We start from the raw sequence: 23,926 nt of genomic DNA, 5'->3' as shown, positions 1-23,926 counted from the left end.
GACGCGGACGCCCCGCGTCGGTAGGGTCGTGAACATGGTCAGCAGCCTTCCGCACCCGACCACCTCCGCCGGCCGCGACGGTCTGGCCGCGCTCCTCGCGCGGCCCGCGAAAGCCGTCGTCGCCCTCGATTTCGACGGGACGCTCGCCGAGATCGTCCCCGACCCCGAACAGGCCCGCGCCCACCCCGGTGCCGTGGCCGCCCTCTCCGCCCTCGCCCCCCAGGTCGCCTCCGTCGCCGTCGTGACCGGCCGGCCCGCCGGGGTCGCCGTCCGCTACGGCGGCTTCGCCGGAGTCCCCGGCCTCGAACACCTCGTCGTCCTCGGCCACTACGGTGCCGAGCGTTGGGACGCCGTCAGCGGCACCGTCCGGGCCGCCGCCCCTCATCCGGGGGTGGCCTCGGTCCGTGCCGAGCTCCCCGGCTTCCTCGACCGGGCCGGCGCCTGGCCGGGCGTCTGGATCGAGGAGAAGGGCCGGGCGGTCGCCGTCCACACCCGCCGCGCGCTCGACCCGGAGGGCGCCTTCGAGGCCCTCAAGGGCCCGCTCGGCGACCTCGCCACCCACCACGGCCTCGTCCTGGAGCCCGGCCGCATGGTCCTGGAGCTGCGGCCCCCGGGCATGGACAAGGGCATGGCGCTCGCCGAGTACGTACGGGAGGTGGGTGCCGGGTCCGTGCTGTACGCGGGCGACGACCTCGGCGACCTGCCCGCCTTCGCCGCCGTGGAGAAGCTCCGCTCCGACGGCACCCCCGGCCTCCTGGTCCGCAGCGGCTCCTCCGAGGTCCCGGAACTCGCCGAGCGTGCCGACCTCTCGGTCCAGGGGCCGCCGGGCGTGGTCGCGTTCCTTACGGAACTGGCGAGGGCGGTACGGGAGGGCTGAAGCCCCTCCGCACCGCCCCCGTCGGGTCGGTCAGTGCGCGGCCGGGTTGGTCACGCCGACCGTCAGGTCGTCGCCGGCGTCACCGGTGACGGTGACCCGGACGCCGTGGCCCGCGACCTTGACGCTGGCCTGCGGGGCCGAGGTGTCGTAGTACGCGTTCGGGTCGGTGTCGTCGAAGACCGGGATGCCCGGGACGGAGGGGGCGCAGGCCGCCTGCGTCTCGACGGTCTTGTTGCCGCCCTTGCCCACCAGGACCTCGCGGTGCAGGCAGGTCGCGTCCGTGGCCTCCAGGCCGAAGGTCGCGTCGAAGGGCTGGCGCCGGTTGGTGGGCGCGGTCCCGTCCGGGTAGGTGAAGGGGGCCGGGCGGGCGTCGACGGCCATGGCCTGGCCGCCGCCGGGGTGGTTGCTGACGTTGTTGTCGTCGAAGGACCGGTCGACGTACCAGACGAGCAGGCCGTTCTGGTAGCGGAACCACTCCACCCAGTCCGGCGCCGTGACGCCCTTGCTGAACTGGTACGGGCCCTCGGCGAGGAGCGCGTCGGCGCCGACGTACTCGCGGTTCTCCAGGAGGTAGTAGCGCGGGGTGGTGGCGGTCTCGGTGCCGGTGGAGATCTTCCAGCGGCCCGTGGACGTCCAGCCGCCTGCGCCCTGTTCGACGTCGTCGGCCGCCAGGCTCGTACCGCCCGAGGTCAGGGTGATGTCGTCGAGGAACGCGCCGGCGAAGTGGATCCCGCCGTCGGTCTGGTAGCGGAAGCGGAAGAGGGACGGCTTGCCGGCGGAGTCGTAGGAGTACCGCAGGGTCGTCCACTTGCCGGCCGAGGAGCCGTCGACGGCCTCGCCCGCGCGGGCCCAGGTGGCGCCGCCGTCGAGGGAGTACTCGGCGAAGAGGTAGTCGAAGTCCGCCTCGATCTCGTACCAGGCGCTCGCCTTGACGGTGACGCGCGGGGCGGCCGGCACCGAGCGGGTGAGGGTCTGGTTGAGGCCGTCGGCCGAGCCGGTCCACCAGGCGTGGGTGCCCGAGGTGGGGGTGGCGTAGGCGGTGCTGCTCGTCTTGTCCGGGAGCGCGACGCGGACCGCCTGGTCCTTGCCGGTGACCTGCAGCTGGGCGGGGTTGAGGGTGTACGTGCCGGAGGCGCCGAGCGGGGCGTCGGTGTAGTCCAGCCAGCCGAGGAAGAGCTTCTCCTCGGCGCCCATGAGACCGGGGTGGGTGCCGATGCCCGCGTCGGCGGCGGCGCCGTGGCTCAGCCACGAGCCGGAGCTCATGAGGGTCCAGAAGGCGGTGGAGTTCTCGCCGCCGTCGGTGTCGTAGTAGTCCGGGAGGCCGAGGTCGTGGCCGAACTCGTGGCAGAAGACGCCGAGTCCGCCGTTCTCGCCCTCGGTGGTGTAGTCGCCGAGCCAGTACCTGGACTGGCCGATGCGGGCGCCGCCGGCCTTGTTCTGGACGCCGCTGACGTCCGGGCCCGTCAGGCCGTAGTCGTCGCCGTTCACGTACCAGCGGTGGGACCAGATGGCGTCCTCGCCCTGCGCGCCGCCGCCGGCGTCCTCGCCCATGCCGGCGTGGACGGCCTGGAAGTGGTCGATGTAGCCGTCGGCCTCGTCGAAGTTCCCGTCGTGGTCCCAGTCGTTGCGGTCCCAGACGTCGAACTGGGCGAGGTGGGCGTCGATCTCGGCGGGCGACTTGCCGGCCGCGAGCTGCGCGTTCCACCAGGCGTCGCCGGTGTCCTGGACGAAGGCCCACGAGCCGCCGGTGTCCTCGACGGCGTTGTCGCCGTAGAAGGAGGCGTTGTGGGGGACCTTGACCCAGTCCTCGACGACGTTGGTGACCGAGTAGCGGCCGCCCGACAGCTTCTCGTAGTACGTCTTCATGGACTCGCCGGAGCCGTTGAAGAGGTTCTCGTAGTACGCCTTGTCGAAGTCGGCCGTCCAGGCGTTGGAGTTGTCCACGCTCCGGTCCGGTCGGGCTATCTCGTTGTGCAGGGGTCCGGGGGCGGTGCCGAGCTTGCCGGAGCCGTCCGTGCCGAACTCGGAGAGGATCGTGAAGATCTTCTCCTGGCGGTCGGCGGTGGTCGTCAGGGTCTCGGCGAACTTGCCGTCGGCCACCTCGACGACGCCGTCGGCGTTCGCCCGCGCCTTCCCCTTGGCGATCTTGTCGATCGCCTGTTCGCGTAGCTCGGTGCGCTGCTTCGTGAGCGGTCCCGGACGGTTGTCGGACCGGTGCGAGGCCGTTCCCGAGCCTGCCGGTGCCGTGTCCTGGGTCTCCTGCGCGGCGGAGGCGGGGGTGAGCCCCGCGGCGAGGAGTGCGGTGAGCGCCGACCCGAGGGTCATGCCCACGACAATCTTCTTCACTTGCGATCCCTTCGCTCACATGCGGGTGTGCCGCATGGTTCGCGTGGTTCCGTTTGAGGCTGACGGATCGCCTGGGGGAACGATCGCGGCAGAGTCTGACACGGGAGGGGCCGCTAGGAGGAGGGGTCGGACCGGGTAAAATTTCACTGCTTCCCGAGCGTCAGCGCACCAGCAGCTCCACGACGCCCGTCAGGTCCTCGTCGCCGTCCGCCTCGGCCAGGCGGCGGGCCATCAGGTCGAAGTACGGGCGGAGCAGTTCGGTGCTGACGCCCTGCTGTTCGGCGGTGGCGAGGAAGGTGGGCGTGCCGGCGACCTGCATGCCGAGGCTGGAGACGACGCCCTTCGTGTAGTCGCCGCTCCGCAGCTGGTCGGCGGTCAGGTGGACGCCCTGTGCCATCGCGGCGAGCCAGTCCGCGAGCAGCGGGGCGAACTCGACCGGGTCGATGTCCTCCTTGCGCAGCAGGGCGAAGGCGTGGTGGACGCCGGCGAACATTCCGTACATCCCGCTGAGCAGCGCCACGTCATGCAAGGCCGCGTGGCCCGCGTCCGCGCCGACGTACCGGGTGCCGACGGGGACGGCCAGGGTCTCCCGGTGCTCCTCGAACAGCCCGGCCGCGCCGCTGTAGAAGACGTACCCGCCGGCCTCCGGGACGCCGACCATCGGCGGTACGGCCATGATCCCGCCGTCCAGATAGCGGGCGCCGCGCCCGGCGGCCCACTCGGCTCGGGCGCGGGCCTGGGCCGGGGTCGTGGTGGTGAGGTTGACGAGGTCCTTCCCCGTCAGGTCGACCCCGTCGAGCGCCTCGCCGACGGACGCGTCGTCGAGCAGGCAGACGACGACGAGGGTGCTCGCCGCGACGGCCTCGGCGACTGCGCCGGAGGCCTTCGCTCCCGCCCCGACGAGCGCGTCGGCGCGGGCGGGGGTGCGGTTCCAGACGGTGAGGGGGTGCCCGGCGGCGAGCCAGGTGCGGGCGAGGGCGGTGCCCATGGCGCCGAGGCCGAGGAGGGTGACGGGGGTCTTCGAGGACGTGTTCGCTGCCATGCCGACAAGGCTGCTCGACCGCTCTGACCTGCTCAAGTACCCACTTGGAAGTGGGTGGTTACCCTGAGGTGAGTGAACAGGTCAGGAGGGTGGGCACATGGCGACGGCAAACCGGCCCTGCGTCGGGGGCGGGCACGTCTGCGGGATCGACGTGTCGATGGAGGTCATCGGTGGCAAGTGGAAGGTGCTCATCCTCTGGGCGCTCCACGAGCACCCGCGCCGGCGCTTCGGTGAACTGCGCCGGCTGGTCCCGGGCATCACCGAGAAGGTCCTCGCCTCCCATCTGCGGGAGATGGAGGCGGACGGCATCGTGGACCGCGTGGCCTACGACGAGGTACCGCCCCGCGTCGAGTACGGCCTGACCAAGGACGGCATGCGACTCAACGTCGCCCTCGAACCACTGGCGGCGTGGGGGCGCGAGCGGAGCCAGTCCGCGTAGGGGGCCTGATCCAGAGGAAAGGTCCTAGTCCCGGAGCGCCTCCAGCTGGGCGAGGAACCAGCGCTGCGGCGGGAGGGCCGTCGCCGCCGCCGCGAGGCGCTTCGTGCGCTCGGAGCGCTCCGAGGGGGACATCGACAGGGCCGTGTGCAGGGCCTCCGCCGTCTGCGACACGTCGAAGGGGTTCACCGTGAGGGCGTCGTCCCTCAGTTCCGTGTACGCGCCCGCCTCCCGGGACAGGACCAGCGCGCAGCCGGCCTCCGAGACCACCGGTATCTCCTTCGCGACCAGGTTCATGCCGTCGCGCACCGGGTTCACCAGGGCCACGTCCGCGAGCCGGTAGGCGGCGAGGGAGCGGGGGAAGTCGTCCTGCACCGAGACCAGGACCGGCTGCCAGTCGGCCGTGCCGAACTCGGTGTTGATCTCCTCCGCGAGCGTGCGCACGGCCGCCGTGTACGAGCGGTACGACTCCAGGTCCTGGCGCGAGGGGTACGCCGAGGCCAGGTGGACGACCCGGTCGCGCCACTCGGGGTGGGTGGTGAGGAGCTCGCGGTAGGCCAGGAGGCCGCGCAGGATGTTCTTGGAGAGCTCGGTCCGGTCGACGCGGACGATGGTCCTGCGGTCGCCGATCTCGGCACGGAGGGCGGCCAGCTTCTCGTCCACCTCCGGCCGGTGGGCCAGGGCGCGCAGCTCCTCGGCGTCGACGCCTAGCGGGTACGCCCGGACCCGGGTGCGGCCCTTCCCGGCCCCGTAGCGCAGGTGCTCCACGCCGCGCCAGGAGTCCCCGGTCGGCGACAGGCCCTGGGCCACCCCGCGCTCCGTGTCCATGGACGCGCCCATGACGAACGCCATCGCCCAGGTCCAGGTGTGGAAACCCAGCTCGTCCGCGCCGAGCATCCCCCAGAGCAGCTCCTCGCGGATGTCGTCCGGGAGCATGCGCAGGTAGTCGGGGGAGCCCCACGGCGTGTGCGTGAAGTGCGCGATCCGCAGGTCCGGGCGGAGGTCGCGGAGCATCCCCGGGACCAGGGCCAGGTGGTAGTCCTGCACCAGGACCGCCGCGCCGTCCGCGGCCTCGGCGGCCAGGGCCTCGGCGAAGGCGCGGTTGTAGGCGCGGTACGACTCCCAGCGGCCCCGGAACTCCGCGTCGAAGACCGGCTCGCGGGAGATGTCGTACAGGTGGTGGTGGAGGAACCACAGGACCGAGTTCGCGATGCCGTTGTACGCGTCGGCGTACACCTCCGGGGGGATGTCCAGCATCCGCACGCCCGGCTCGCCGACCCCGCGCCGCACCGCCTCCCGGTCGCCCTCGCCGAGCGCCGCGCACACCCACAGGCTCTCCTGCGAGTCGTCGGCGGAGACGGCGCTCAGACCCGAGACCAGGCCTCCGCCGCCCCTGCGGGGGGTGAGCGAGCCGTCCTCGCCGAGCTTGTACGAGACGGGTCCCCGGTTGGATGCCACGAGCACAGTAGCCATGTGGCGAACCTAGCCCGTCCCGTAAACGCTCAAACGTACGTATACGAGACGGGCCGATTCGGCCACGAAGAGTCAGCGCAGGTGAGCGCGGGTCAGCCGGCGCTGTCCAACGAGGCTCAGCGCGGGTCGGCGCGGGTCAGCGTTCGTGGCGGTCGCGCATCGCCGCCTTCGCCACCAGGCCCGTCGCCGCGAGTGCCACGCCGAGCGCGCCGAGCAGCCACAGCCGCTCACCGCTGCTGCCCGTGTCGGCCATCGAGCCGGAGCCGCCCTGCGGGCCCGGCGCGGGCGGGGGCGGGGAGGTCGGGGCGGCCGCGCTCGCCGTGGGGGAGGCGGGGGCCGAGGGCGAGGCGGACGGGTCCTCGGTCCCGGCCGGCGGAGTCGGCTGCGTCGCGCTCGCCGACGGCTCGCCCGGCGCCGGGGTCGTGGGGGCCGGGGTCGTCGGGCTCGGGCTCTCCGGCCGGTCCAGCACCGGGGCCACCGCGCAGGACGGGTCCTCGCTGCCGTCGCCGCAGTTGGAGCGCGGGGTCGCCACCTCGACGCTGTTGCGGAGCTTGCCGTCCCCGGTCGCCGGATCCTTGATCGTCACCGAGTACGTGACGGTGGCCGTCTTCCCCGCCGGGATGGTCCCGACGTATCCGATCCTCGGCTTCTCGTACGACACCGTGCCGAGGTCCGCCTTCGCGTCGCCGTTGTAGGCGGCGTCGTCGAGGTTCCCGGTCAGGTCGTCGCCGAACCTGGCGTTCGGGTGGTCGAGCGGGCCGACGTTCTTCGCGGTGATCGTGTACGTGAGGGTGTCGCCCGGCTTCACCGTCCGCGGGCTCGCCGTCTTGGTGATCTCCAGGTCGGGGACCGGCACGGAGAAGGCCAGCCCGGACGGCACGTAGGTGTCGCCGTTCGTGGAGAAGGTCAGGTCGGCCGAGGTCGCGCCCTGCGGGACGGCGCCGTCCGGGACGGCGAAGGCCTTGGCGTCGATGCTCAGGTTGTTTCCGAGCTCGGGAGCGACCGCGCCGTCGTCCTCGCTGACGAAGAAGTTGTTCGTGTTCCCGGTGTGGGCCTCGGTGACGTTCCTGCCGTCGACGAGGAACTTGTCGCCCGGGGTGTTCCAGTCGCCCTCGTACGCCGTCACGCTCGCCCGTACCGTGCCCGGGCCGCGGTGGAAGCCGTCGACGGTGACGGTGGTCGCGGGGGAGGTCGACCGCTGGAGGACGTGGCCGCCGTAGACGTACACGTTCCGCCGCTCCGGGGCGCGGGCCGGGTCCGGGCCCGGGAACCTGTGGACGACGGTCAGGGACCAGCCCGCCACGCAGCCCTTGCCGTCCGGCGCCCAGACGTTGCCCACCGAGACCCGCGCGTCCGTCCCCGAGACGCCCGCGAAGGCGGCCGTCACGTCCGACTCGCCCGTGTAGTAGTGCGGGCCGCCGGTGTCGGCCGGGTCGGCGACCATGCTGTCGATCGTGACCGGCGTCGCCGCCCCCGTCCCGACCCTGATCACCGGCGCGGTCGTCGCCGGATCGCCGGGCGAGGGCGTGACGTCGGCGCCCGAGATGTCGCAGCGCCGGAGCTGCGCCCCGCTCGGCCCCTTGTACGTGCCGTCGTTGCCGCCCCAGAACAGCCGGGCGTACGCGACCTCGGCGCCCGCCGGGATCTTCACGTGACCGGTGCTGGAGCCGAAGTCGGGCGCCCCGCCCCCGGTCGCCGGGCCGGCGGCGTCGATCTTCCGCATCACGAACGTGTTGTTGTTGTCGGAGCCCTCCCCCTCCGACGCGGCCGCGCAGCGCGCGGCCATGTCGGAGGGCCCGGTCGGACAGCCCATGACCGTGTTGCCGATCGTGGTGAAGTCGCCGTACAGCGATGCGTCGTACCGCTTGCCGAAGGGCTCGACCACGTCAGCCGTGGCGGGACCGGCCGCCGCGAACGCGAGGGTGCCCGCGGTGAGGCCGACGGCCGCCAGGACCCTGCCCAGGTGATGTTGTCTGAAGCGCATAAAAGGGCAATGTAGGCAAAGCGGATCATCTGACGGTGTTACGCCACGCGGCGGCGCGTGTACTCCGTGATGTCGGCCATCGGCGGCCGCTCCTCCGTGTCCACCGCGTAGGTCCGGGGGGTGAACCCGTCCTCGCCCCGTTCGAACTGCGTGAGCCGGGGCCGCACCAGGTGTCCGCGCGAGAGCCGCAGCTGCGCCGTCCGGTAGATCGCCGCGGCCATCCGGCCCAGCGCCCGCTCGTCCTGGTGGCGGTGTTTGCGTACGCCCACGTCCACCTGCGCGAGTGCGTCCAGGCCCACCGTGTGCAGGGCGTCGACGAGCAGCCCCAGCTCCACTCCGTAACCGACCGGGAAGGGAAGGCGCTCGAGGAGCGAGCGGCGGGCCGCGTACTCGCCGCCGAGCGGCTGCACGAAGCCGGCCAGCTGCGGCCAGTGCAGATTGAGCAGCGGGCGCGCCACCAGCTCGGTGACCCTGCCGCCCTGGCCCGGGGTCTGGCCGGAGGCCGGCTCATCGGACCCGGTGTCGAAGGGGCGGTCGTAGGTCGCCTTGACGAAGTCGATGTCCGGGTCGGTGAGCAGCGGGCCCACGATCCCCGTCACGAAGTCCGCGGAGAAGTCCCGCAGGTCCGCGTCCACGAAGCACACGACGTCCCCGCTCGTCACCATGAGCGAGCGCCACAGGACCTCGCCCTTGCCGGGGACGGCCGGTATCCGGGGCAGGATCGCGTCCCGCGGGACGACCCGCGCCCCGGCCGCCGCGGCGACCTCCGCCGTGCGGTCGGTGGAGCCCGAGTCGATGACCACGAGCTCGTCCACGAGCGGCACGGCCTCGGTCATCAGCTCGCGGCGGATCACGGCGACGATGTCACCCACCGTCGCCTCCTCGTTCAGCGCGGGAAGCACCACGCTGACCTTCGTGTTCCGCTTTGCGGCGAGGATCCGCTCCATCGGCCGGTCGGCCACGGACCAGGACCGCCGGTCCAGCCAGCGCTCCACCTCTTCCAGCACGTGATCTCCATCTCGCGGTACGGACGGCCCGTCCAAGCTTCGGGGCCTTCGGTTACAGTCTTGAACAACGCGGATGCCCGATGCACGTCGGGGTGCCGCCCGCGTCGGAGCGCAGGAACGAAAGTCCACCGCGCTTCACAATCGAATACCGCTCATCCAGAGGGGCAGAGGGAAACGGCCCGTTGAAGCCCCGGCAACCCTCCAGTCGGTTACTCGCCCACCCGTCTCCCGGCCACCACCCCAGGTGGAGCCCTGACGGGCACAGCATTCATGCGCGAGGCTCCCGGCTAGGGAAGGTGCCAAATCCGTCTCATGGCGAAAAGTTCGTCATGGGAAAGATGAGGAGAAAGGGCCTCGCCTCCATGGCTGTACAGACTGTTACCCCCGCCACTTCGGTCGACCTCGGTCCCGCGTCCGGGCTTTCCTGTCGGGAATGCGGTGAAGTCTTCGCACTCGGCCCGATTTTCGCCTGCGAACTCTGTTTCGGACCGCTGGAAGTCGCGTACGACCTTCCCACCGGTGACCCCGAGGCGCTGCGCAAGCAGATCGAGGCCGGCCCGGCCAACATCTGGCGCTACGCCCCCCTGCTGCCCGTCCCCGCCGACGTCGCCGAGAAGCCGAACCTGAACCCGGGCTGGACCAAGCTCGTCCAGGCCGACAACCTCGCCCGCGAGATCGGTGTCGCCCCCGGCAAGCTCTTCGTCAAGGACGACTCGGGCAACCCGACCCACTCCTTCAAGGACCGGGTCGTCGCGCAGGCCATCGAGGCCGCCCGCGCCTTCGGCTTCACCACCCTCTCCTGCTCCTCCACGGGCAACCTGGCCGGCGCCGTCGGCGCCGCCGCCGCCCGCGCCGGCTTCCGCTCCTGCGTCTTCATCCCGCACGACCTGGAGCAGGGCAAGGTCGTCATGGCCGGTGTCTACGGCGGTGACCTCGTCGCCATCGAGGGCAACTACGACGACGTGAACCGCTTCTGCTCGGAGCTCATCGGCGACCCGCTCGGCGAGGGCTGGGGCTTCGTGAACGTCAACCTCCGCCCGTACTACGGCGAGGGCTCCAAGACGCTCGCGTACGAGATCTGCGAGCAGCTCGGCTGGGTCATCCCCGATCAGCTGGTCATCCCGATCGCCTCCGGCTCGCAGCTCACCAAGATCGACAAGGGCCTGCAGGAGCTCATCAAGCTGGGCCTCGTCGAGGACAAGCCGTACAAGATCTTCGGCGCCCAGGCCGAGGGCTGCTCCCCGGTCTCCGCCGCCTTCAAGGCCGGCCACGACGTCGTCCGCCCGCAGAAGCCGAACACGATCGCCAAGTCGCTCGCGATCGGCAACCCGGCCGACGGCCCCTACGTCCTCGACATCGCCCGCCGCACCGGCGGCGCCGTGGAGGACGTCGACGACGAGCTGGTCGTGGAAGCGATCAAGCTGCTCGCCCAGACCGAGGGCATCTTCGCCGAGACCGCGGGCGGCGTGACCGTCGGCGTCACGAAGAAGCTCGTCGAGGCGGGTCTGATCGACCCGAACCTCACCACGGTCGTGCTGAACACCGGCGACGGACTCAAGACCCTGGACGCGGTGGCCGACACCTCTCAGGCGACCGTCACCATCCGCCCGAGCCTCGACGCGTTCCGCGACGCCGGCCTGGCCCACTGAAAGGTTCCGAAGACATGGCCGTGAACGTCCGCATCCCCACCATCCTCCGCACCTACACCGGCGGGCAGTCCGAGGTCCCGGCCGAGGGCGCGACCCTCGCCGAGGTCATCGCCGACCTGGAGAAGAACCACACGGGCATCGCCGCCCGCGTCCTGGACGACCAGGGCAAGCTGCGCCGCTTCGTCAACGTCTACGTGAACGACGACGACGTGCGCTTCGAGCAGGGCCTGGAGACGGCCACCCCGGCCGGCGCCGGCGTCTCGATCATCCCGGCCGTCGCCGGAGGCTGACGCTTCCTCTCTTGTCCCGTCTTTCTTGAATTGCCCCTTCCGCGTCATAAAGCGGAGGGGGCAATTCTGCATGGTTGAGCGGGGTAGAGTTGGGGAAGTCCCCGCCGCTGCTCATGCCGAGCGCATATGAGAATGCGCCGCCGCGCGACAGGAAACAGCCAAACTGCGTGTGCGTTGTGTACGTTCTGCGCGGTTTGCCGGGCCCGACTTGCCCCGGAACTCCGGGGATTCTCCCTAATTCCCCTTTCCGCCATGCCCAGAATTCTCGGTCGAATGACCTGTTGCAGAGGGCAGTTGGGCAGATACATTCAGCGGCGGTCGACGCGTTCCGGCGCAGGGTCTGACCCGGGTCCGCGAAGTGCGGGTCCCGCGCAAGGGCCAGTAATAGGGGAGTTAGGCATGGCTCAGGGCACCGTCAAGTGGTTCAACGCGGAGAAGGGCTACGGCTTCATCGCGGTCGACGGTGGTGCGGATGTTTTCGTCCACTACAGCGCGATCCAGATGGATGGCTACCGCAGCCTCGAAGAGGGGCAGCGGGTCGAGTTCGAGATTTCGCAGGGCCAGAAGGGTCCGCAGGCGGACATGGTCAAGCTCGCCGTCTGAGCGCGGCGCGATCGGCCACCGACGCAACGCCGTCGAGGGGCCCGCATCCCTGAGGGGACGCGGGCCCCTCGCGTGTTCCCGGGCGGGGGTCGCAGGCAGGCCTCGGACGCGGTCCCGGACGTGGCGGAGAGATGCCCGAAACCCGAGAGTCGCTTGCACTCTCCTAGGGCGAGTGCTAATCATTGGCGTTAGCACTCGGAAGGTGAGAGTGCTACTACGAGGATCGGGCAGATGAGGCCCGCGGCCAGGTGGGGCAAGGAACCGCCGGGCTCGCAGGCCGTCCGTCGCGGGCGTCGGCGCGGTCCTGGAGCGTTATCCACCCCATGTCCGGGAGGACCACTTCACATGGCCAAGATCATCGCGTTCGACGAGGAGGCCCGGCGCGGTCTCGAGCGCGGCATGAACCAGCTCGCTGACGCCGTCAAGGTCACCCTCGGCCCCAAGGGCCGCAACGTCGTCCTCGAGAAGAAGTGGGGCGCCCCCACGATCACCAACGATGGTGTCTCCATCGCCAAGGAGATCGAGCTCGAGGACCCGTACGAGAAGATCGGCGCCGAGCTGGTCAAGGAAGTCGCCAAGAAGACGGACGACGTCGCCGGCGACGGTACGACCACCGCCACCGTCCTCGCCCAGGCGCTCGTCCGCGAGGGCCTCCGCAACGTCGCCGCCGGTGCCAACCCCATGGCCCTCAAGCGCGGCATCGAGAAGGCCGTCGAGGCCGTCTCCGGCGCCCTCCTCGAGCAGGCGAAGGATGTCGAGACCAAGGAGCAGATCGCTTCGACGGCCTCCATCTCCGCCGCCGACACCCAGATCGGCGAGCTCATCGCCGAGGCGATGGACAAGGTCGGCAAGGAAGGCGTCATCACCGTCGAGGAGTCCCAGACCTTCGGTCTGGAGCTGGAGCTCACCGAGGGTATGCGCTTCGACAAGGGCTACATCTCGGCGTACTTCGCCACCGACATGGAGCGCATGGAGGCGTCGCTCGACGACCCCTACCTCCTGATCGTCAACTCCAAGATCTCCTCCGTGAAGGACCTGCTCCCGCTCCTGGAGAAGGTCATGCAGTCGGGCAAGCCCCTGCTGATCATCGCCGAGGACGTCGAGGGCGAGGCCCTGTCGACCCTGGTCGTCAACAAGATCCGCGGCACCTTCAAGTCCGTCGCGGTCAAGGCCCCGGGCTTCGGCGACCGTCGCAAGGCCATGCTGAACGACATCGCCATCCTCACCGGCGGCACGGTCATCTCCGAGGAGGTCGGCCTCAAGCTGGAGAGCGCGGGCCTCGACCTGCTGGGCCGCGCCCGCAAGGTCGTCATCACCAAGGACGAGACCACCATCGTCGACGGTGCCGGTGACAGCGAGCAGGTCGCCGGTCGCGTGAACCAGATCCGCGCCGAGATCGAGAACTCGGACAGCGACTACGACCGCGAGAAGCTGCAGGAGCGCCTGGCGAAGCTCGCCGGCGGTGTTGCGGTCATCAAGGCCGGTGCCGCGACCGAGGTCGAGCTCAAGGAGCGCAAGCACCGCATCGAGGACGCCGTTCGCAACGCGAAGGCGGCCGTCGAGGAGGGCATCGTCGCCGGCGGTGGCGTGGCCCTGCTCCAGGCGTCGAACGTCTTCGAGAAGCTCGAGGCCGACCTCGCGGGTGACGAGGCCACGGGTGCGAACATCGTGAAGCTGGCCCTCGAGGCCCCGCTGAAGCAGATCGCCGTCAACGCCGGCCTGGAGGGTGGCGTCGTCGCGGAGAAGGTTCGCAACCTGCCCGTCGGCCACGGCCTGAACGCCGCGACCAACGAGTACGTCGACCTCATCGCCGAGGGCATCATCGACCCGGCGAAGGTCACGCGCTCCGCGCTGCAGAACGCCGCGTCGATCGCCGCGCTGTTCCTCACCACCGAGGCCGTCATCGCCGACAAGCCGGAGAAGGCGTCCGCGCCGGCCGGCGGCGGCATGCCGGGCGGTGACATGGACTTCTGATCCTCCGGGATCGGTGGTTCATCGCAGTACCGCGGTACTGCTGAACGCGACCGAGGGCGGCACTCCCCAGCAGGGGGGTGCCGCCCTCGGGCGTTGTGGTGTGTCGCGGTGCGCTCGGTCAGCGCATGTCGACGTAGTCGCCGCCGGCCGAGGCCGGGGTGTTGAAGTGCCTGGCGTCGCCGTAGTGGCGGATGCGCCAGGTGCCGTCCCCGGTCACCTTCGCCTTCAGGGAGACGTTGCCGCTCGCGTTCGACCGGCCGGTCGCCATCTGCTTCCAGGTCGTGGAGCCCCGCGGCTGGAACTGCAGGACGACCGGAGCGTTCGCGTACGCGCGCCAGTTGAAGTCCGCGTAGTGCTGGAGCCCGCCGGTGACCGTCACGTACCCGCCCTTCGCGACCGGCTCGGGGCCGGCGTTCAGGGAGACGATCCGGGTGTCGAGGCGCGTGAGCCGGAAGGAACCGGTGCTGGACTCGGCGAACTGGTCGGTGGTGAGGTGCCGGAGACGGAAGTAGCCGCCACGGCTCGCCGCCGAGGCCGTGAAGTCGTTGTAGTAGGACGAGTTCACGCTGCCCCAGGCGATCGCCTTCCAGCCGCCGTTGACGAGCTGCTCCAGCCGGATGGACTGGGACGTCGGGAAGCTCGCGTTCGCCTCGTACCGGGCGCGGAAGGTTCCGGAGACCGTGACCCGGCCGTCGGCGGAGAGGCCGATCGACGTGAGGTCGGTGCGGGACTCCAGGGGGATGGCCAGGGCGCCGGAGCGCGTCGGGAAGTCCAGGTACCGGTCGGGGGATTCGACGGTCCAGCCGTCCGAGCCCAGGCCCGCGGCGGCGACGACCCGCGCGGTGAAGCGACCGTCCGTGCCCGTCCGGACGGTCGTGGTCGGGCCTGCGGGATAGGCGCCGCCGAGCCGTACGCGGACCGGGTGGTTCGCGACCGGGGCGTTCGCCGCCGCCGGGTCGGTCATCCGGCCGCTGACGGTGACGGTCTGGCCGTCGAGCGCCCGCTTCTTGTCGGCGGTGGCGGTGACGGCCACCCTGCGCGGCACCCACTCGAAGAGATCACGGTGGTCCTCCACGGAGCCGTGGACCTCGGCGGAGTCGCCGGTGAACGCCGCGTGGAACCTGGTCCCGGCTTCGATGTCCGTGCTGGGCACCGGGTACGGGGTCGCCGTGAACCGTCCGGCCGCGTCGGTGACCGCCTGCTGGGCGGCGGTCTTCACCGGGGTCAGACGCTCGACGGAGACCGGCAGGCCGACCAGCGGGACGCGGTCCCCCGAGCCGGGCTGGATGCCGACGAGGGTGCCCGAGGGTCGGGTGCTGCGGTCGGCGTAGGTGGGCTTGCCGGGGGAGAAGGTGAGCTGCGGGCGGAGCCGGAAGTCGAGCTGTCCGGCGTCGGTCCGGGTCTGCTTGTTGCCGCGGGAGTCGGTGGCGGTGACGTCGATGGCGTACGTACCGAGGGCCGGGATGCGGCCGCCGTCCTCGACGAGCTTCAGCACGGCCGCGTCGGGCAGCCGGAAGGTGGTGGCGGGGGCCGACGGGTTCCAGGGGTCGGTCACCCCCGGGAGCGTCGGGATGTCGACGAGGACGGTGTCGCCCTGGCGGACCTTGGCCGAGACGCGGGTGATCTTCGCCTGCGGGGCGTCGGTCCAGGCGGTGACCTGGAAGAGGCCGCGCTGGGCGTCGTCGGTGACGGCCCGGCCGATGCCGACGAGCGGGTCGGCCGCCGTGGCGGGCGCGGCGGTGACGGCCAGGGTCGTCGCGGCGAGGGCGGCCGCGGCCAGGCCCGCCGTGAGGGCGCGGGAGGGGCGGAGGTCAGCGCGCATCGATGTAGACCGCCTTCGTCTCGCTGTAGAAGTACGTCCCGGTCGTGTTGAGCAACGCGGCCCAGGAGCCGTCTGCGTAGGCGGTGGCGCGGTAGCTGAACCGGCCGCTGCTGTCGGTGGTGATGGTCTTGGTCACCCAGTACCACTGGCTCTCGTTCCTGGGCTTGAAGACCAGGGTCAGCTTGGCTCCGGCGAGCGGCTTCCAGACGCCGCTCACCTTGCGCTGGACGGTCCCGGAGACGGTCATCTTCCCGTTCACCGTGGGCCGGGTGGGGCTGATGGTGAAGGCGGAGAAGCGGGTGTACGTGCGGGCCCGCTTCAGGGACGTGCCGGACTTGGCGACGAACTGGTTCGTCTCCGGGTGGTGGACCCGGTAGAGCGCGCTCTCGTAGCCCTGCGCGACGAGCTTGTAGCCGCAGTACGTGTCGTTGGTGCCGGAGCGGAGGACGCGCCAGGTGCGGCCGTTGTCCAGGGAGGCCTGGAGCTGCACGGGCTGCGTGACGGTGCAGTAGCCGTTGAATCCGCCCGTGGCGGTGACCGTCCCGTGCTCGTCCAGGGTGATCGTGTACGGCGAGAAGGTGAACTGCTGCGGGACGACGATGTCGCTGCGGTCGAACGCGCGGGAGCTCTGGAAGTACGCCGACGGCCGCAGCGAGGTGTACACGAAGTCGGTGCTGTACTGGGCCTTCGCGGCGAACGAGAAGGTGCCGGTCGCGGAGGAGGTGGCGCCGCCCAGGACGTTCACCGCGGTCGAGTCGTTGTAGCTCGGCTCGGTGCCGGTCCCGACGACGGGGGCGCCCGCGAAGGGCTTCCAGCCGCTCGGGGTGTACCGCTCCACATGCCCGCTGACCTGGACGTTCGTACCGGCGAGCACGCGGTACTTGTTCACGTTCGCGCTGATCCGGTAGAGGAGCGGGTCGACGCCCAGGGAAGGGACGTAGACCTCGGCGTCCGGGTCGTTGACGGTGCCGGCGGTGACCACGGTCGCGGTGCCGCCCTGCACGGTGCCGTTCGGCGTGACCGGGAGCGAGAAGGTGCCGTCCGCGCGGGTGGTGGCCGTGGCGGTGATGGTGCCGTAGTTGTTGGTGGCGTACGTGTTGAGCTTGAGCGCCACCTTCGTGCCCTGGGGCGCGGAGGTCCGGGTGCCGGTGGCCGGGTCCCAGAGGGTCGTCGTCCCGGAGAGGACGGCCTGGCGCTGGTCGTAGCTGGTGGTGGCACGGTTCCAGGACAGCCCGGAGACACCGATGTGCGGCCGGAACGAGTAGGTCCCGCCGGTCCACTTCTTCGTGGTCTCGCCGGGCAGCCGGTAGTCGACCCGGACCGGGTAGTCGCCGAAGGCGGTGCCCGCCGGGAGTGTGATGGGAGCGTCGGTGTCCCAGGCGCTCGAGTCCGTCGTGAGCTCCTCCGTGGAGGCGAGGACGGCCGCGCCCGGAGCGGTGGAGGCCAGCACACTGACCTTGATCCACAGCGCGTTCGCCGGCAGGTACAGGCGGTAGCGTCCGTCGTCCCGCGTCATGCCGGACGTGTTCGTCCAGTCCGCGTGTGCGGCCGGGGCGTGGATGACGGCGGGCACGGTGACGCCCGCCGAGAGAGCGAAGACGGCTGCGGCACGCACAAGGGCGTGCGGAAGCCTGCGCGTTGAGCGCGGCAAAGGGACCCCCCACAGGTCTGTGATGGCGGCGTCGCCCGTGATCGGGGGCGGCCGCGTGGCAGAACTTTAGCGCTCACCTGTTGAACGTGTTCACTCCCTTTCCGGGAGTGGCCGGCCGGGCGTGCCCGAGTAATCCTGGAAGGGACCGAAAGGGACACGGTGGAAGGGCCGAGGCCATGGTCACCCTGCTGACGACACCCGCCGACCGCGAGCTGGTCATCACCCGGACCTTCGACGCCCCGCCGGGCCGGCTGTGGGAGGCCTGGACGCGCCCCGAGCACGTGCGGGTCTGGTACGGGGTCTCGGCGCTGACGACGACGGTCGTCGACATCGACCTGCGGGTGGGTGGCGCGTGGCGCTGGGGCCAGACCGCGCCGGACGGCCAGCAGATCGTCTTCTCCGGCACGTACGAGGAGGTCGTCCCGGCGGAGCGGCTCGACTACACGGAGCTCTTCGAGCAGATGCCGGACGCCGATCCGGTCCGCGTCACCCTCACCTTCGACGCGACCCCGGACGGCGGCACGGCCCTGACCAGCACCTCGCTCTGGCCCTCGAACGAGATCCGGGACCAGGCGCTGGCGGCGGGCATGGAGGCGGGGGTACGGGAGCAGTACGACCGCCTCGCGGAACATCTGCGGACCATGTGAGTAGGGGCCCCGCGTCTCAGCGGCGGAAGAGGGCCGTCCAGAGGAACGACTCCCCGAAGTTCGGGGACGTGGGGGGCTCGTCGTGCATGCGGCGGACGTCGATCTCCGTCAGGTCGCGGAAGATCGCGCGCAACTCCGTGTCGCTGTAGGCGAGTCCGCCTTCCAGCTTGCCCCGCCGGTAGAAGTCGGCGTCCGGCAGCTCCGAGCCCATGCCGCCCTCCCCGGCGGCGAACGCCGTGAGCGCGAAGTGCCCGCCGGGCGCGAGGACGCGGTCGAGCAGCGCGAGGTAGCTGACGCGGCGGTGCGGGGGCAGGTGGTGGAAGCAGCCGGAGTCGTAGACGAGGTCGTACGGGCCGTCCGGGGCGGCGACGAAGGCGTCGCCGTTCACGAACCGCACCCCCGCCGCACCGGCTTCGGCGGTGCGTTCCTCGGCCCAGCGGATCGCGGTGGCGGAGAGGTCGACGGCGTCCACCTCGTACCCGAGCGACGCGAGGTACAAGGTGTTCCGCCCGGGCCCGCACCCGAGGTCGAGGGCCCGCCCGCCGGCCGGGAGCAGGCCCCGCTCGACGTACGAGACGAGGTTCTCGTCCGGCTTCGCGACGAAGAACGGCACGGGCTTGTCCCGGTCCGCGTAGAAGCCGTCCCACCAGTCGGCACCCCCTGCCGTCCACCGGTCGGCGTCGGGCGCGAAGAGTCCGTCGAGCAGCTTCAGGACGTCGTCGAGCGTGCGGATGTCACGGTTGTTCAGGTCCATCGGGATCCCCCTCCGAGTTGATCTCCAGGATAGGGGGATGGAGAGTAAAAGCCCAGGTCAGATGGGGTGTTGGGGGCTGTTGTGCGGGCACGGGACGGCTGGTCGGCGAGGTGGCGGACCCCGGGGGTCCTGGGCGGGGTCCGGGGCCCTGAGAAGCCCCGTACAGGGGCGGGAAGAGGCCATTTCGCGCCCCCCGACAGGAACTTTCTGGCGCGGTTCGATCGCGCATGGGTACGATCCCGCTGCCGACAGGGGGGGTCCCGCCGGCCCCCGGCCGCGCGCGGTCCGCACCGCGCTGCCCTTCCTGCCGTGCCCACCCTCCCGTGCATGCCGCTTCCGTTTTTCTGTCGTTCCGCACGAGCCTGTCACGCACGAGGGGACCCGTACTTGTCCGTCCGAAGAGTTGTCGCGCTCGCGTTGAGCACGGCCCTGGGGGTCACCGGCCTTGCCGCCGTCGCCCCCGCCGCCGTGGCCGCGACCGTCGCACCGTACGAGCTGACGATCGACGCGCCGCCGAGCGTCACCCCGCCGGGCCAGGAGGTCCATGGCGTCGGGACCGGCGTCCAGACCACCGACCCCGTGACGCGGGAGCTGCGCTGGCAGAGCCTGACGGACGGGCGGGTGGAGCGCCGCCCCAACTGCGATGTCTCGATGCGCGCGGTCTCCGGAGACCGGTTCGGTTGCCCCTCCGTCTACCGCGAGCAGATCTCCGTCCACGACTGGGCCACCGGCGTCACCACGACGAGGCCGAAGCCCGAAGGCCACCACCCCATGGCGGCCTTCGGTATGAACCGTCACCTCAGCTTCACCACGGACGCCGAGCGGTCCGCGACTCTGCACCTGCTGGGCCTCGGCGAGAACGCCCCGGCGGACGCCGTGGTGCAGACGGCCGAGGGCATCAAGGATCCGGAGGTCCGGGGCTTCGACGAGGCCGGTGCCCTCCTCCTCTACCGGAACGCCGCCGATGCGGCCTGGGCGCTCGGGTACGTGGACTTCGCCACCGGTGTCTTCGCCCCGGTCGCGACCCCGCCCGGCGGCGCATATGCGGCCAGGGCCGCCTTCACCGCCGACTCGATCCTCGTGTACACCGCCGACGGCACGGCGGAGGGGCTCGTCGTCCCCCGTGCGAAGCCCTCCGCACCCGGTACGACCGTCAAGCTGCCCGACGACTCCTACAACTCCGAGGTCCGCCTCGGGCTTCTCGGCGACTGGGTCGTCGGCTACCACGGCTATGGGGGCCAGCCGCATCCGCTCCAGGCGACCTCGCTGATCAGCGGCGAGACCGTCGCCCTGGGCGTCTCCGCCAACAGCGAGGTGCGGACCGGTCCGGACGGTTCCCTGTACGTCGCCGGCGGCACCGACTCGACCCACTGGGGCATACGGCGGATCACCCTGGGCGCCACGGGTGTGCCCGTCACCGCGCAGGTCCTCGCGATCCCGCCCCTGCCGAAACAGCGGACCGGTCTGACCCTGGCCAACGGCCGGGTCACCACCGAGCACGAGGACGGATACCGTGACCTCCGGGGCTACGACGTGTCGCTCGCCGAGCCGCGTACGGCCGCCCCCGTCTGGAACTGCGCCGTGACCTCCGCCGGCACGTCGCCGTGCGCCGAGCCCTACCTTCCGGGGTCCGTCGGCGCCCGCTGGGCCGACACCGGGGACGGGCGTCTCGTCAGGCTCGGGGCGGACGACCGTCCGGGGGTCCGCGGGGAGTGGCCCTGCGGCTGGTGCGCCCCGACGGTGCACGTGACCACGGCCGCGCCGGGCGCGACCACGCGCAAGATCACGCTGGACACCACGCGCAGGCTCACTCCCGCCCGCATCTCCAGCGCTTACGGCCGCTATGTGCATTTCCTCGCCTACGAGAACAGCATGACCCGTTCGGTCGTCGCGGACATCGAGACCGGCAAGGTCCTCTCGGTTTCCGACACCGGGAACCAGTCCCTGTGGGGCACCTGGCTCTGGACCGCTTCGGTGGAGAACGACACCGTCTCTGCCGTCGACCTGCGCACCGGGTCCACCGTCGCGACGGTGGACCTCGGGACGAACTGCGGCACCTTCGACTTCGAGGTCGTCGGCAAGTGGATCTACGCTCAGTGCCAGGACAACACGTCCACCGTCGTGTACGACCGGGAGACGAGGACATCGGTCCGCTTCCAGACGTCCTCGTACGCCCGGCCGTCTCTGGGTGACGGCTTCATCGCCTACACCGAGTCCAACGGGAACGGCGGCCACTCGCTGAGGGTGATCGACGTCCGCTCCGGCGCGCCCGTCGTGCGCACCGCCGGAACCCTCACACCTGGCGTTTCCGACGATGTCCGGAGCTGGGCGATCGACCGCTTCGGCGGGGGCATCGCCTTCGTCGACTCCCAGCAGCGGATCCACGTCGTCGGCCTCGGTGGTGTCACCAGCCGCGTGACGGCCCTCGACTCGTCGGTGCCGTCGTCGGTGAACATCAAGTCCGGCTCCTGGAAGCCGCGTTGGAACCTGTCCAAGCCTGGCAAGTGGTCCCTCGCGCTCAAGCGCAAGGCGACCGGCGCGACCGTCCGCACCCTCACCGGTGAGGGCCGTGGCATCGTCGCTCCTGTCTGGGACGGCAAGGACGCGGCCGGGAAGTTCGTCGCGAACGGTGCCCACACCTGGACCCTGACGGTGAAGCCGGCCGATGGCCACGGCGCCGATCTCGTCCAGTCCGGGGCCCTCTCCGTGACGGGCGGCGCCGCCGTGCGCCGCGACCTCGCCGGGGACGACGGGTTCGGGGATCTGCTGGTGATGGACACGGCCGGGCTCGTGTCGATGTACCGGGGTACCGGTACGGGCGCGCTGTCGGCGCGGATCGCCGGTACGGGCGCGAAGTTCGCGACCTCGTCGGTGTTCGTTCCCACCGGTGACCTGAACGGCGACCGCTGCGCGGACGTGTACGTGCGCGTCGGCGACCAGCTGCGGGCCTACCGGCCGGGCTGCGGGAAGGTGCTGTCCGCCTCCTCGCCGTACACGGTCGTCGGTTCGGGCTGGGGCCAGTACGACGTGCTGACCTCGCCGGGCGACGCGAACGGTGACGGACACGCCGACCTGATCGCCCGCCAGGCCTCCACCGGTGACATGTACTTCTACGGCGGCACCGCCGACCACCGGGTCAAGAGCCGGGTGAGGATCGGGACGAACTGGAAGCTGTACAAGAAGATCGTCGGCGCCGGGGATCTCAACGGCGACGGTCGTGGTGACCTGCTGGGGATCGACGCGACCGGAGTGCTGTGGCGGTACCACGGCACCGCGACCGGCGGCGTCACCGCCCGGGTGAAGGTCGGCGGCGGCTGGGGCGGGTACTCCTCGCTCGTCGGCGTCGGCGACCTGTCCGGCGACGGGCGTGCCGACCTCCTGGCCCGCGACACCGCCGGGAAGCTGTGGCGCTACAGCGACACCGGGACCGGGGGCTACGGCGGCCGGGTGGCCATCGGCAGCGGATGGAGCGTCTTCAAGGGGCTCTACTGATCCGGACGTTCCCGAGTCCCGAGGGCCCGGCCGCCGTGGTGCGGTCGGGCCCTCGGGCGTCCCCTCACGCCGGCGGCGCCACGAGCGCGGGGTCCTGGCCCGCGTGGGCGAGGGAGGTGGTGACGAAGCCGTCGGTCTTCAGGGTTTCGATCGTCTCGCGGAGGAAGGCGATGGTCTCGGGGCGGCGGCCGACGGTCGTGCCGACCGCCTGGCGGATCTCCATGAAACGGCCCTCGATCAGCCGGACGTCCGGGTGCGCGGCGGCGTGGGCCGTCATCGGCTGCCGGATGCCCGCGCCCGCCTCCAGGCCCTCGGCGCGGAACACGTCGACGCCCTCGTCGCCGCGCACGACCGTCGCGTGCGCGAGGGAGCGGGAGAGGAACAGGTCGTACGCCGAGCCCTGCTTGACGCCGATCCGGACGCCGGGGGCGTCGACGTCCTCGACGGTGGCGAGGCCGGAGTCGCGGGGGACCGCGTACACGCCCTCGATGACGACGTACGGGGCGGTGAAGGCGACCTCCTTCTCGCGCGCCGGGTCGACCGCCAGGAAGCAGAGGTCGGCGCGGCCCTCCGCCATCGCCTCGAAGGACTTGCGCGCCGCGTCGAAGCAGAGCAGTTCGACGGGGAGGCCGAGGCGGGCGCCGATCTCGCGCGCCAGGTCGACCGTGATGCCCGTCGGTGCCTCGGGCGTGCCCTGTGCGAGGACCGGGTTCCCGAGGTTGATCGAGGCGCGCAGGGTGCCGGTGGGGGCCAGGTCGGCGGCGATGTGCGCGGAGTTCGGTGAGGTCGTCATGGGGTCAGCCTGCCTCAGGCGCGTGGTGGAGGCCGTTCAGGAGGGCCAGGTCCTCGGGGGTCAGCCGGAGGGCGCCCGCCTCGACGTTGGCGGCGAGGTGGGCGGGGTCGCCGGTGCCGGGGATGGCGAGCAGGTGGGGGCCCTGGTGGAGGGTCCAGGCGATGCGGACCTGGGCGGCGCTCGCGCCGTGGGCCTCGGCGACGGCGAGCACCTCGGGGATCTCGGCGGCGGTGGCTCCGCCCTGCCGGCCGGCCGCGGCGATCGCGTAGAACGGCACGAAGGCGATGCCCTGTTCGCCGCAGAGGCGCACGAAGTCCTCGTACTCGGGGCGGACGCCTATCCCGTACATGTTCTGCACGCAGACGACGGGGGCGATGGCCTGTGCCTCGCCGAGCTGCTCGGGGGTGATGTTGGAGACCCCGAGATGGCGGATGAGGCCGGCCTGGCGGAGCTCGGCGAGGGCGCCGAAGCGGTCGGCGATCGAGTCGGTGCCGACGATGCGGAGGTTGACGAGGTCCAGGTGGTCGCGGCCGAGCTGGCGCAGGTTCTCCTCGACCTGGCCGCGCAGGGCTTCGGGGGTGCGCGCGTGGGTGCCCCAGGCGCCGGAGGCGTCGCGGCAGGGGCCGACCTTGGTGGCGATGACGAGGTCGTCGGGGTAGGGGCCGCCGAGGGCGCTGCTGATCAGCTCGTTGGCGGAGCGGGTCGGGGAGAAGTAGAAGGCGGCCGTGTCGATGTGGTTCACGCCCAGGTCGACGGCCTTGCGCAGGACGGCGATCGCTTCCGCGCGGTCCCTCGGTACGGCGGTCTCGACGAGCGCCTCACCGCGCTGGGGCAGCCGCATCGCGCCGAACCCGATCCGGTTGACGGTGAGTTCGCCGCCCAGGGTCCAGGTGCCGGATGCCGAGGCGGCGGGGAGGGGGGTGGAGAGGGGAGGGGTGAGGGGTGTGGGTGTGGGTGTGGAGGTCATGGGCAGGATGATCTCCCGGGGCGGGGGTGGCCGCCAGGAGATTCCGAACACCCCCTTTCTTTACGGGGGTTGCCCCTACCCGGGAGTCGCGTGCCTGCCGGATGGGGCGGGCGCGCGCC

Annotated in this window: 18 protein-coding genes and 1 riboswitch; of the genes, 8 read left to right on the top strand and 10 right to left on the bottom strand. The window is 71.4% G+C overall.

All coding sequences use genetic code 11. From position 1 onward, the window contains the following. Positions 1 to 34: 34 nt before the first annotated feature. Entirely contained in the window at positions 35 to 877 is an 843-nt protein-coding gene (gene otsB / locus IE124_RS09850; RefSeq protein ID WP_189506915.1) for a trehalose-phosphatase, read from the top strand. Positions 878 to 907: 30 nt separating this feature from the next. Here the strand turns inward: otsB and IE124_RS09845 are convergent, their stop codons facing one another. Continuing rightward, positions 908 to 3,223, bottom strand: coding sequence for an immune inhibitor A domain-containing protein (locus IE124_RS09845; protein WP_189506913.1), 2,316 nt, complete (start codon positions 3,221 to 3,223; stop codon positions 908 to 910). A 160-nt stretch (positions 3,224 to 3,383) separates the two neighbouring features. Continuing rightward, entirely contained in the window at positions 3,384 to 4,265 is an 882-nt protein-coding gene (locus IE124_RS09840; RefSeq protein ID WP_189506910.1) for an NAD(P)-dependent oxidoreductase, read from the bottom strand. Positions 4,266 to 4,362: 97 nt separating this feature from the next. On the opposite strand from IE124_RS09840, the gene IE124_RS09835 reads away from it, so the two are divergent. Further along, positions 4,363 to 4,704 (top strand): winged helix-turn-helix transcriptional regulator, encoded by a 342-nt coding sequence (locus IE124_RS09835; RefSeq protein ID WP_189506908.1) that lies wholly within the window; start codon positions 4,363 to 4,365, stop codon positions 4,702 to 4,704. A gap of 24 nt (positions 4,705 to 4,728) precedes the next feature. On the opposite strand, the gene IE124_RS09830 is transcribed toward IE124_RS09835, so the two are convergent. The 3 genes from IE124_RS09830 to IE124_RS09820 form a co-directional block, all read right to left on the bottom strand. Continuing rightward, a complete protein-coding gene (locus IE124_RS09830; RefSeq protein WP_189506906.1) occupies positions 4,729 to 6,174 on the bottom strand; it encodes an alpha,alpha-trehalose-phosphate synthase (UDP-forming) in 1,446 nt (481 codons plus the stop codon). Positions 6,175 to 6,310: 136 nt separating this feature from the next. Then, on the bottom strand, positions 6,311 to 8,158 hold the full coding sequence (locus tag IE124_RS09825; RefSeq protein WP_189506904.1) for a DUF7927 domain-containing protein: 1,848 nt from the start codon (positions 8,156 to 8,158) through the stop codon (positions 6,311 to 6,313). Between the two features lie 38 nt (positions 8,159 to 8,196). Then, complete coding sequence (locus tag IE124_RS09820; RefSeq protein ID WP_189506903.1) at positions 8,197 to 9,165, bottom strand: glucosyl-3-phosphoglycerate synthase; 969 nt, start codon at positions 9,163 to 9,165, stop codon at positions 8,197 to 8,199. A 149-nt stretch (positions 9,166 to 9,314) separates the two neighbouring features. Continuing rightward, positions 9,315 to 9,510: riboswitch (SAM riboswitch) on the top strand. Here IE124_RS09820 and thrC point away from each other — a divergent pair. The 4 genes from thrC to groL all read left to right on the top strand — a co-directional run bounded on the left by thrC (position 9,504) and on the right by groL (position 13,681). Beyond that, positions 9,504 to 10,814, top strand: coding sequence for a threonine synthase (thrC, locus tag IE124_RS09815; protein WP_189506902.1), 1,311 nt, complete (start codon positions 9,504 to 9,506; stop codon positions 10,812 to 10,814). (Overlaps the previous riboswitch by 7 nt.) 14 nt (positions 10,815 to 10,828) lie before the next feature. After that, positions 10,829 to 11,104 carry a MoaD/ThiS family protein gene (locus IE124_RS09810; RefSeq protein WP_141297765.1) on the top strand — a complete coding sequence of 92 codons (276 nt, stop codon included), beginning with the start codon at positions 10,829 to 10,831 and terminating at the stop codon, positions 11,102 to 11,104. Positions 11,105 to 11,503: 399 nt separating this feature from the next. Beyond that, positions 11,504 to 11,707, top strand: a complete 204-nt coding sequence (locus tag IE124_RS09805) for a cold-shock protein (protein WP_015035246.1) — start codon at positions 11,504 to 11,506, stop codon at positions 11,705 to 11,707. Between the two features lie 345 nt (positions 11,708 to 12,052). Further along, positions 12,053 to 13,681 carry a chaperonin GroEL gene (gene groL / locus IE124_RS09800; RefSeq protein WP_189506901.1) on the top strand — a complete coding sequence of 543 codons (1,629 nt, stop codon included), beginning with the start codon at positions 12,053 to 12,055 and terminating at the stop codon, positions 13,679 to 13,681. A 118-nt stretch (positions 13,682 to 13,799) separates the two neighbouring features. On the opposite strand, the gene IE124_RS09795 is transcribed toward groL, so the two are convergent. After that, positions 13,800 to 15,503, bottom strand: coding sequence for a hypothetical protein (locus tag IE124_RS09795; RefSeq protein WP_189506900.1), 1,704 nt, complete (start codon positions 15,501 to 15,503; stop codon positions 13,800 to 13,802). Then, a complete protein-coding gene (locus tag IE124_RS09790; protein WP_189506899.1) occupies positions 15,493 to 17,118 on the bottom strand; it encodes a hypothetical protein in 1,626 nt (541 codons plus the stop codon). The genes IE124_RS09795 and IE124_RS09790 overlap by 11 nt, the downstream gene beginning before the upstream one ends. Before the next feature lie 212 nt (positions 17,119 to 17,330). Here IE124_RS09790 and IE124_RS09785 point away from each other — a divergent pair, with 212 nt between their 5' ends. Further along, complete coding sequence (locus IE124_RS09785) at positions 17,331 to 17,801, top strand: SRPBCC domain-containing protein (protein ID WP_189506898.1); 471 nt, start codon at positions 17,331 to 17,333, stop codon at positions 17,799 to 17,801. Positions 17,802 to 17,817: 16 nt separating this feature from the next. Here IE124_RS09785 and IE124_RS09780 read toward each other — a convergent pair whose 3' ends face one another. Then, positions 17,818 to 18,555, bottom strand: coding sequence for a class I SAM-dependent methyltransferase (locus IE124_RS09780; protein WP_189506897.1), 738 nt, complete (start codon positions 18,553 to 18,555; stop codon positions 17,818 to 17,820). Positions 18,556 to 18,942: 387 nt separating this feature from the next. On the opposite strand from IE124_RS09780, the gene IE124_RS09775 reads away from it, so the two are divergent. Beyond that, the gene (locus tag IE124_RS09775; protein WP_189506895.1) at positions 18,943 to 22,047 is read left to right on the top strand and encodes an FG-GAP repeat domain-containing protein; all 3,105 of its coding nucleotides are present in this window, start codon (positions 18,943 to 18,945) and stop codon (positions 22,045 to 22,047) included. A gap of 64 nt (positions 22,048 to 22,111) precedes the next feature. Here the strand turns inward: IE124_RS09775 and IE124_RS09770 are convergent, their stop codons facing one another. Continuing rightward, positions 22,112 to 22,840, bottom strand: a complete 729-nt coding sequence (locus IE124_RS09770) for a transporter substrate-binding domain-containing protein (RefSeq protein WP_189506893.1) — start codon at positions 22,838 to 22,840, stop codon at positions 22,112 to 22,114. A 4-nt stretch (positions 22,841 to 22,844) separates the two neighbouring features. Continuing rightward, positions 22,845 to 23,807, bottom strand: coding sequence for an aldo/keto reductase (locus IE124_RS09765; protein ID WP_189506891.1), 963 nt, complete (start codon positions 23,805 to 23,807; stop codon positions 22,845 to 22,847). Positions 23,808 to 23,926: the final 119 nt, after the last annotated feature.

This window comes from Streptomyces narbonensis, assembly GCF_014649015.1.
Classification (GTDB): Bacteria; Actinomycetota; Actinomycetes; order Streptomycetales; family Streptomycetaceae; genus Streptomyces; species Streptomyces narbonensis.
Note: the sequence above shows the minus strand (reverse complement) of the source record. Positions and strands in the feature narration are given on the sequence as shown.